This window comes from Protofrankia sp. Cr2 (assembly GCF_963555885.1).
In the GTDB taxonomy this organism is placed as follows: Bacteria; Actinomycetota; Actinomycetes; order Frankiales; family Frankiaceae; genus Protofrankia.
In genome coordinates this window covers 55,112-65,044 of sequence record NZ_CAUVXG010000012.1, presented here as the reverse complement: position 1 = coordinate 65,044, position 9,933 = coordinate 55,112, and the positions used below count along the sequence as shown (strand labels likewise).

Sequence of the window (9,933 nt, the reverse complement as noted above, 5' to 3'; positions counted from 1 at the left end):
CTGACGGGTCGGTCACGAGCATGACCGGCAACCGGGTCTCGAACCGTCACAGCCGTACGGTCGTAGAGCACCCGACAATAGGGACGTGGATCAAGGAGCGGAGCTGAGGTGTGTGCCTCAGCCCCGCGGGACCGCACCCCTGTTGCCGGATGCTCTTTGGGAACGATGTGAATCTGGTGTTGTGACAGGAGCATCAGATTCACATCGTTAAGAGCGCCTGGCAGTAGGGGCGTGGATGAAGGAACGGGGCCGGGGTGCGTAGATCGCTAGGTGCGTAGATCGCTAGGTGCGTAGATCGCTAGGTGCGTAGATCGCGAGGTGCGAGGAGGGAGGCACCGGAGGTGTCGGGTGTCGACCGACGAGCGCTCGTAACCGGAGCATTGGGTGCGGCCGCTGCGCACCGACACGACGACAGCACACGACAGCACACGACAAGGCATGACAACGTACGACGTGACAGCCCGTGAGTGGAGGATGATGCCCGCACGACCGGAACCTGCGGCCGGCGACGCCGAACTGCAGCGTGGGCTGCGGCGGATGCGGATGATCGCGACCGGCCTGCTGGCCTTTGTTGTGATCATCTATGTCGTGTTCTGGCGGTGGGAGACCAGCGGTGGGCCACCGTGGGCCGCCTATGTCCGGGCCGCCGCGGAAGCGGGTGCGGTGGGCGCCCTTGCCGACTGGTTCGCCGTGACCGCCCTGTTCCGCCGGCCGCTGGGCCTGCCCATCCCGCATACGGCGATCATCCCGAACCGCAAGAACGACCTGGGGCGAAGCCTCGAACGCTTCGTCGCCGAGAACTTCCTGGCCGAACCGGTGATCCGCGACAAGATCGCGGGCCTGGGAGTCGCCATGCGGATCGGGACCTGGCTCGGTGAACCCGGTCATGCCGAACGGATCACCGCGGAGGCGTCCACCCGGCTGGTCGTCGCGATCTCGGGCATTCGGGACGAAGTAATGGTGGAAGTGGTCGAGAAGACCATCCTGACCCGGATCATGGACCGCCCGTGGGCCCCGGCCGCAGGCACGGCGCTGAGCCGGATCGTGGACAGCGGGCTGCACCACCGTCTGGTCGACCTGGTTGCCGTCCAGGTGGAGACCTGGCTGCGCAACAACCCAGAAATTATGCTACAGATAGTGACCGACCAGGCCCCGTCGTGGTCACCGCGCTTCGTCGACGAGGCGATCGCGGCGCGCGCCTACGCCGAAGCGCTGCGGTTCATCGCGGAGGTCCGCGCGGATCCGAACCACCGACTGCGCCGCGCACTGGACGACTTTCTGACCCGCTTCGCCGAACAGCTGCGCACCGACCCGGGCACTGCCGAGCGGGTGGAGAAGTTCAAGGAACGCGTCCGCAACCACCCAGAGGTCGACCTGGCGGTCGCAACCATGTGGAATGCCACCAAATCCATCCTATTGGATATTGCCGGCGATCCGGACAGTGTCCTGCGGATGCGGATGGCCGACGAACTGCGGATGCTCGGTCATCGACTGACCACAGAACCACAGCTGGGCGCGGGCGTCGACGCCGCAGCGACCGACATCATGGCGTGGATCGTCAACCGGTACCGATCCGAGATCACAGGAGTGATCAGCGAGACGGTCGCACGCTGGGAACCGACCGAGACCGCGGCCAAGGTCGAACTGCATGTGGGTCGTGACCTGCAGTACATCCGCATCAACGGCACAGTGGTCGGCGCGCTCGCCGGGCTGGTCATCCATCTCCTGACCGGCCTGCTGCTGTGAAAGCGACCAGGATGCCGCTGAATAACGACGTTCGATCCGCGAGCGAGCCGTCCGCGCCCGGCTGGCGAGGCGGAGGAGACCCGGATAGTGGTGTTCTATCCGGGCTGACGACAACGACGCCAGGTGGGATGCGGAGGGACGCGAGCCGGACAGACGTTGTTCAGCGGCATCCCAGGGTGGCCCCGGCCCTGCGTGCGCGAGGTCTCACCTGCGGCGGGCTATGCCAGGCGGCATCCGGGGCAGTGATCGGTGTACGCTGAACGCGCTGGCGGCCACAGGCCGTCCATGGTGTGCGGTTTTCGAACCACATGCCCGAGGTCCGTGTGACAGCAGGTCGGTGCAAACCCGAGAGGGTTTAATCTGATCATGCTCTGGTGACGCGGCCCGAGCTGGACGCATGACCGCTGCCACATGATCGCCGACGCATCCACGCGGCGACCTCGACACGACGGACGGATGAACCCTGTCTCAGCACGGTGACACTCAGCCCTCCCCTGCCCGCCGCCGTCCCCGGCCCGCTCGTGGTGGTGGTGGTGGTGGCAACGGTGGCGGCGGCGCCTACCGCGGTCGCGGCGGCCCTCGTCCGGGCGGCAAGCAGAACGGCCCGAACCGATCCGCGACTCCGCCCCGCCCGACGCTGCCGACCCGCGAGCCACGGCCACCGGTCAGCTCCTTCGCGGACGCCGGCCTGCCGGCGGCCCTCGTCAACGCCCTTGCCCGACAGGGGATCACCGCCCCGTTCGCGGTGCAGGCCGCAACCCTGCCCGACGTCCTCGCCGGTGAGAACGTCCTCGGCCGGGCAAGCACCGGATCGGGCAAGACCCTCGGGTTCGGCCTGCCGATGCTTGCGGAGCTGTCGAAGAACCGCGCCGTCGCGCCAGGACGCCCCCGCGGCCTGATCCTCGTTCCGACCCGGGAACTCGCCCAGCAGGTCCACGACGCGCTGGACCCACTCGCCCGGCCACTGGGCCTTCGGCTACGCGCGGTGTACGGCGGGACGTCGATCTCCCGCCAGATCAGCTCACTGCGGCGCGGAGTGCACATCGTCGTCGCCACGCCTGGACGCCTGGGCGACCTGATCGAACGCGGTGCCTGCTCCCTGGAAGAGATCGCGATCACGGTGCTGGACGAGGCCGACTACATGTGTGACCTCGGCTTCCTCCCGGCCGTGCGAGCGCTGCTGGACGCGACCCCGGCCGGTGGTCAGCGGCTGCTGTTCAGTGCGACCCTCGACCGCGAGGTGGAGGTGCTGGTCCGCCAGTACCTGCCGGAACCGGTGCTCGTCGCCATCGACTCGGAAACCGCTCAGGTCTCGACGCTGTCGCGGCACGCTCTCGAAGCCTCGGATCCGGCTGCCCACACCCGCCTGGTCACCGCGCTCGCCGGTGGTTCCGGGCGGACCCTGGTGTTCGCGCGCACCCAGCGGGGCGCGGACCGGCTCGCCGAGCAGCTCACCCGCTCAGGCGTCCCGGCGCAGCCGCTGCACGGCGGCATGGCGCAGAACGCCCGGACCCGGGCGCTCGCCGGGTTCTCCGACGGGGCGCACCGGGTACTGGTCGCCACCGACGTGGCCGCTCGCGGCATCCACGTCGACGGCGTCGACATCGTGGTGCACGCAGGGCTCCCGAGTGATCCCAAGACCTACCAGCACCGCGGCGGACGGACTGCCCGAGCGGGCGCGCACGGCGCCGACGTGCTGGTCTCGCTACCCGAGGAACGTGGCATCGTACGCGCGTTGCTGCGTGCCGCCGGTAGTGACGCCCAGCCGGAACCGGCCGACGCGGACGCCGAGGTCGTGACGCGCCTCGCCGGGCCTCCCGCGCCCCGGATCCTGCCGCAGCAGCGGACCGCCTCGACCGAATCGGTCGCGGCCCGGGTTCCGATGCAGGGACGGCCGTCCGGCGGCTCACGGCGCGGCGCGGACAAGCAGTGGGGTGCATCGGCATCCCGCGGTGGTTCCGCATCCGGCCGCGGGTCCGATCAGCAGCGCCGCGGTGGGCGCCGCCAGGGTCCGCCATCCACGACGACAACCGGTCAGGGCTGACCCGACCAGAAAAACGATCCAACCGGCCAAAGGGCGTGCGATCATGGTTCCTCTCGCACGCCCGGCGGCCCCAATAGCGTGGAACCGGCCAAAGGGCGTGCGATCATGGCCCTTCTCGCACGCCCTTTGGCTCCTATAATCTGAGGCAGAATATCGAAGGCCGCGGCACCGACTCGTTCGGTACCGCGGCCTCCGGCATAGCGTGCTCAAGCCATAGCGTGCTCAAGCCATAGCGTGCTCAGGCCGACCTGTTCAGAGCCTGCCCGACACTCCAGCCGGAACCGACTGCTGTGCTACGCCCAGGCGAAGGCGCAACGGGTTCGCGACGGAACGTGGAATCTGCCACGGTTCGGGCGCGCTGTCCACCCGGCCGTCGACGTCCCCCTCCGACGCCACCCACTGACCCGACCACGGCCCACCTGACTCCAGGTGAACCGATTCGTCCTGCTCGGACACTGGCAAAGCCCCCTCCAACACAACGACGACGTGCATAACCAATCCGCAATGACACAACGCAGTGACACAAAGTAATGACACGGTGTAATGACACAACGGGCGTGTCCGCATCCCGCGGACACCAGGCTACAAAACATATCGAGCCCGGCTCCGAGGCGATAAGGCGGTCGCGGGTGAGAAGGTTCATGCACGGTCGCAGCCGGCTCATCCACAATGGCGTTGACCATTCGATGGATGTCCGGTGTGTCACGCCGCCAGCGAAACCCGGCCGACGTAGCACGGGCGGGTCGCGCGTTGGCTACCGTCGGCTGTCAGTTGATCCAGTGGCTGGAGGATCCAGCGGCTGAACGACTGCGCGAGGGCCGTCTCGTCAGCTCGCGGTCACGATGCGACGGCCTTTGCGCCAAGGAGGCTTTTGATGTCTCCCCAGAAGGCTCCGGTCGTGTCGACCTCGGGTCCGAGCTTGAGCAGGGAGGTCCGCCGCGGGCTCTGCAGCCGCAGGTGCACGGGGGTGCTGCCGGGATGGGTGGTCAGGATGTGCTTGAGGTTGCTGACGAGGTCCGGGGTCACCTTGTGGGTGGGTACCGTGAGGACGACAGGCGGCTCCGAGTCCGCACTGACACTCGACACGTCGAGCGTGGTGAGATCCTGCCCGAAGATACTGATGGCGCCGTCGCGCTCATTGAGCCGGCCCCGCACCGAGACGACAGCGTCGGGTACCAGCTCAGTACCGTGGATTTCATAGCTCTTCGGGAAGAAGAGAACCTCCACGGCAGCATCGAGATCCTCAAGGGTGATGATGGCCCACAGGCTGCCGCTGGTCTTGTTGACCCGCCGGTCGACCTTCGCGATCACACCCGCGATACGGACCGCACCCTCGCTTCGGCCACTGTCAAGAAGATCAACGATTGAGGTGTCCCGATTGCGTTCCAAAATCTTTTCGGCGCCCTCCAGCGGATGGCTGGAAACGTAGAGGCCGAGCATCTCGCGTTCCTGCGCCAGGAGTTCCGGGCGCGGCCACTCCGTGGCACTGAGATCGAGGTTGAGACCGATCTTCACCGGTTCGCCCTCGTTCTCGTCACCATCTCCGAACAGACCATACTGGCCGAACGCCTCAGCCCGCTTAGGGCCGACGACGGCGTCGATGGCGACCTCGTGGACACGCACCAGCGCCCGGCGGGTGTGGCCGAGCGAATCGAAGCTGCCCGCCTTGATGAGGGAATCGACGGTGCGTTTGTTGCAGACACCGATCTCGACCTTGTCGAGGAAATCCGGGAACGAGGTGAACGCGCCCTTCTTCTGCCGCGTGGCCCTGATCGAGTCGACCACCGGCGCCCCGACGTTCCGGATGGCGCCCAAGCCGAAACGGACGTCGGCGCCGACCGGGGTGAAATACAGGGATGACTCGTTGACATCCGGTGGCAGCACGCGGATGCCCATCTTGCGGCACTCCGCCAGATATACCGCCATTTTGTCCTTGTCGTCGCCGACGGAGGTGAGCAGGGCGGCCATGAACTCGGCTGGATAGTTGGCCTTCAGATAAGCGGTCCAGAAGGAGACGACACCGTAGCCGGCGGTGTGCGACTTGTTGAATCCATAGCCGGAGAACGGGAGCAGAACGTCCCACACCGCCTGCGCGGCCACCTTCGAGTAACCTTTTTCTTCCATGCCCGCCATGAACTCGGCATAGCTGGCGTCCAGGATCTCCTTCTTTTTCTTCCCCATGGCGCGGCGCAGCAGGTCGGCCTTGCCGAGGCTGTAGCCGGCGAGCTCGCGGGCGATGGCGAGCACGTGCTCCTGGTAGACGACGAGATGGTAGGTGTCGCCGAGGATGCTTTCGAGTGCGTCCCGCAGTTCCGGGTGGATGGGCGTGATGGGCTTGCGGCCGTTCTTGCGGTCGGCGTATTCGATGTGCGAGTTCGCCGCCATGGGTCCCGGTCGGTACAGCGCCAGCACGGCCGCGATGTCCTCGAACGTGGTCGGCGCCATGAGACGCAGCAGACTGCGCATAGGACCACCGTCCAGCTGGAACACCCCGAGTGTGTCACCACGGGCCAGCAGCTCGAAGGTGGGGACGTCGGCCAGCGGAAGGGTCTGGAGGTCGAGGTCGATTCCGCGGTTCTGGCGGATGTTGCGGATCGCGTCGTCGATGACGGTGAGATTCCGCAGGCCCAGGAAGTCCATTTTCAGCAGGCCCATGTCCTCGCACTGCGGGAACGGAAAGCCCGTGATGATGGCACCGTCGGCGTCGCGCCGGTGGATCGGCAGAACATTCAGCAACGGTTCGGAGCAGAGAATGACCCCGGCGGCGTGCACGCCCGTTCCACGGGTGAGCCCTTCCAACCCGCGGGCCGTGTCGATGACCTTTCGGACATCCTGATCGCTTTCGTAGAGGCCGCGAACCTCCGCCGCCTCGCTGTACCGCTCGTGTTGGGGATCGGTGATGCCCGACAGGGGGATGCCCTTGCCGAACACGTCCGGCGGCATCGCCTTGGTGATGCGGTCGCCAAGGGAGTAGGGGTAGCCCAGGACGCGGCACGAGTCCTTGATCGCAGCCTTTGCCTTGATGGTACCGAAGGTGAGGATCTGGCAGACCTTCTCCTCACCGTATTTCTCCGTCACATAACGGATCATGTCGCCGCGACGGCGTTCGTCGAAGTCCAGGTCGACGTCGGGAGGGGTGACCCGTTCGGGGTTCAGGAACCGCTCGAAGATCAGTTTGTGTTCGATCGGGTCGAGCTCGGTGATTCCGAGGACGTAGGCGACCATCGAGCCGGTGGCCGAGCCGCGTCCCGGCCCCACCCGGATGCCCTTGTCGCGCGCCTCCCGGCAGATGTCGGCGACGACCAGGAAGTAGGCGGGAAAACCCATCTGGTCGATCATCCGGAGTTCGTAGTCGATCCGCTCGCGGACATCCTGCGAGGGGTTGGCGCCGAACCGGTGCTCCACTCCTCGGGCGACCTCTTTGTACAACCACGACAGCTGGTCCTCCCCGGCGGGGACGGGGAAGTGTGGCATTCGGTCGACAAATGTGAACACGTCGTCATACGGTTCGACCCGCTCGGCGATCAGCAAGGAACTGTCGCAGGCGCCGGAAACCTGACCGTCCCACAGCTCCCGCATCTCGTCGGGGCTTTTGAGGTAGTAGCCGTCTCCGTCGAACTTGAAACGCTTGGGGTCGTCGAGTGTCTTGCCGGTGCCGACACACAGCAGCGCGCTGTGCGAATCCGCCTGATCCTTGGTGACGTAGTGGCTGTCATTCGTCGCGAGCGGCGCCAGATCCAGCTCCCGGGCGATTCGCAGGAGTCCGTCGCGCACGCTGCGTTCGATGGCCAGGCCATGGTCCATCAGCTCAAGGAAATAGTTCTCCGCGCCGAAGATGTCCTGAAAGGTCGCAGCCGCTTCCAGTGCCTTGTCGAACTGACCCAGGCGCAGCCGGGTCTGGACCTCACCGGAGGGGCAGCCCGTTGTCGCGATGATTCCGACAGCGTGCTCGGAGATCAGATCACGATCCATCCGGGGTTTGCGGTAGTAGCCGTCGAGACTCGCCAGACTGGAGAGGCGAAAGAGGTTCCGCAAGCCGGTCGCATTGGCGGCGAGCATGGTCATGTGGGTGTAGGAACCACTGCCGGAAACGTCACCGCCTTCCCCGTCGGGGTCGGCGTTGCGCTGGCCACCCTCGCCCCAGAAGATGGGCTTCTTGTGGAAACGCGATTCGGGCGCGATGTACGCCTCGATGCCGATGATCGGTTTGACACCGGATTTCTTCGCGGCTTGCTGAAACTCGTAGGAACCGAACATATTACCATGATCGGTCATGCCGACCGCGGGCATCCCGAGACGAGCCGCCTCGGCACACAGAGAATTGACCTTGGCCGCACCGTCCAACATCGAGTACTCGGTGTGAACATGCAGATGGACGAAGGAATCGCTAGCCATCGGTCCCCTTTCTTGCCCTACCCTTCCCTGAACTCTAGCGGCGCCGACCGACGCTCTTCGCGGGCGGCACAGTGGCACCAGCCTCAACCGGTACGGGGACGCCGAACACTCGCGGAAGGTGACCGTCCCCACAGCCCGGGGCATCGGCGGTGCGGCCGTCACCGACGGCGAGCGTCCGACGATCCGTGACCTGTCGTAGGTGGACCCGGTCGAGGCCCGCCGCATCAGCCCGGGAGACGGGCCTTCCCGTCGGCACGCCGACGTAGACTTGCGTTACGGAGATGAACGGAAGGACGCGCTGATGAGCGAGCCGCTGATCGCGATTCCGCCGGATGGGTGGACCACCGACTACCTTGACGAACTGCCGGTCAGCAGCCACCGCTACGAACTGACCGACGGGTCGCTCAGCGTGTCGCCGTCGGCTTCCAACCTGCACCAGGCCCTGAGCGCCCGACTCTTCGCCGCGCTTGACGCGCTCGCTACCGAGCCGTTCGCCCTTGCGATGGCCGTGGACATCCGGTTCGGCCGACAGCTCACCCGCATCCCCGACCTCATGGTGGTGCGCAGCGACGAACCGGGCCGGCACTGGTTCGCTCCCGCCGAGGTCGTCATCGCCATCGAGATCGAATCCCCTGGCAACCACGTTGAGGACCGCACCACCAGACCGGCGTTGTACGCCCAGTTCGGCATTCCGTACTACTGGCGGATTGAACCGTCCCCGCCGCGGGTGACGACCTACCGGCGCGGCCGCGGCGACGCCTACACGGTGTCCGGCAGCGGCGAACGGCTCACCGTCACCGAACCGTTCCCGGTCGACCTCGACCTCACGGCGCTGCTCCCCCACTGGGCCCGCTGACGACCGCGGGATGTCGTAGTACAGAGGCTACAATGCACTACATGGGTGCGCCACTATCGATCCGATTCGACCCGGAACTGCTCGCCCGGCTACGGCGCCGGGCACAGGCGCTACCGGGGGCAACCGTTTCCGGCCTCGCGCAGCGCTTGGTCGACGAGGGGTTGCGCCAGGCCGAACATCCAGGTGTGACCTTCAAGGACGGCCCGACCGGTCGCCGGGCGGCGCTCGTGACCGGTCCCGACCTGTGGGAGGTCATCAAGACTCTTCGGGAGTTGGACGAGCGTGGGCCACGTGCCGTCGAGGCAGCCGCCGAGCTGTTGAACCTCCCCGTGGCAAAGGTGCGTACCGCCTTGCGGTACTACCTCGACTACCGCGAGGAGATCGACGCCGAGATCGAGCAGGCCGACGCGGAGTCCAGAGCCGCCGAAGAAGCAGACCAGGCTCAGCTGCGGTTGCTTGCGTGACCGACCAGGACGACCCGTCAGGTGATGGTGGACCCCATGCCATCGCTCTGATCCTGGACGAGATGCACGCCCCGGCTGTAGCGCAACGGCTGCGGGATCTCGGACATGACGTCGTCGCGGTCGCGGCGGACGACAGCCTGCGAGCCATGGCGGACGCCGACCTCTACGCATGGGCTCTGGAACACAACCGTTGGATAGTCACGGAAAACGTCAAGGACTTCCGCCGACTACTCGTGGCCGCCGACGAGGCAGGCGGGCAGATGATCGGGATGATCTACACCAGCAACCGGACATTCCCACGGACGCGGCGTAACCACGAACCGCTCGTCACTGCGCTCGACGCATGGTTACGCAGGACCACGCTCGACAACGCCGCGCTGGAGGAATGGCTACGCCCAGCGTGACCGGGACGACCCACTCATCCGTCG

6 protein-coding genes are annotated in these 9,933 nt (G+C 66.3%); 5 read left to right on the top strand and 1 reads right to left on the bottom strand.

Features of this window, described 5'->3' with window-relative positions:
- Positions 1-477: 477 nt before the first annotated feature.
- Entirely contained in the window at positions 478-1,746 is a 1,269-nt protein-coding gene (locus tag U9978_RS08485) for a DUF445 domain-containing protein (protein ID WP_322760515.1), read from the top strand.
- A gap of 745 nt (positions 1,747-2,491) precedes the next feature.
- Complete coding sequence (locus tag U9978_RS08480; protein WP_322760514.1) at positions 2,492-3,790, top strand: DEAD/DEAH box helicase; 1,299 nt, start codon at positions 2,492-2,494, stop codon at positions 3,788-3,790.
- A gap of 837 nt (positions 3,791-4,627) precedes the next feature.
- Here U9978_RS08480 and dnaE read toward each other — a convergent pair.
- Complete coding sequence (gene dnaE / locus U9978_RS08475) at positions 4,628-8,185, bottom strand: DNA polymerase III subunit alpha (protein ID WP_322760513.1); 3,558 nt, start codon at positions 8,183-8,185, stop codon at positions 4,628-4,630.
- Between the two features lie 301 nt (positions 8,186-8,486).
- Here dnaE and U9978_RS08470 point away from each other — a divergent pair, with 301 nt between their 5' ends.
- The 3 genes from U9978_RS08470 to U9978_RS08460 are packed head-to-tail and all read left to right on the top strand — an operon-like array spanning position 8,487 to position 9,909.
- Positions 8,487-9,041 (top strand): Uma2 family endonuclease, encoded by a 555-nt coding sequence (locus U9978_RS08470; RefSeq protein WP_322760512.1) that lies wholly within the window; start codon positions 8,487-8,489, stop codon positions 9,039-9,041.
- A gap of 32 nt (positions 9,042-9,073) precedes the next feature.
- Positions 9,074-9,505 carry a hypothetical protein gene (locus U9978_RS08465; protein ID WP_322760511.1) on the top strand — a complete coding sequence of 144 codons (432 nt, stop codon included), beginning with the start codon at positions 9,074-9,076 and terminating at the stop codon, positions 9,503-9,505.
- Positions 9,502-9,909 (top strand): DUF5615 family PIN-like protein, encoded by a 408-nt coding sequence (locus U9978_RS08460; RefSeq protein ID WP_322760510.1) that lies wholly within the window; start codon positions 9,502-9,504, stop codon positions 9,907-9,909. The genes U9978_RS08465 and U9978_RS08460 overlap by 4 nt, the downstream gene beginning before the upstream one ends.
- Positions 9,910-9,933: the final 24 nt, after the last annotated feature.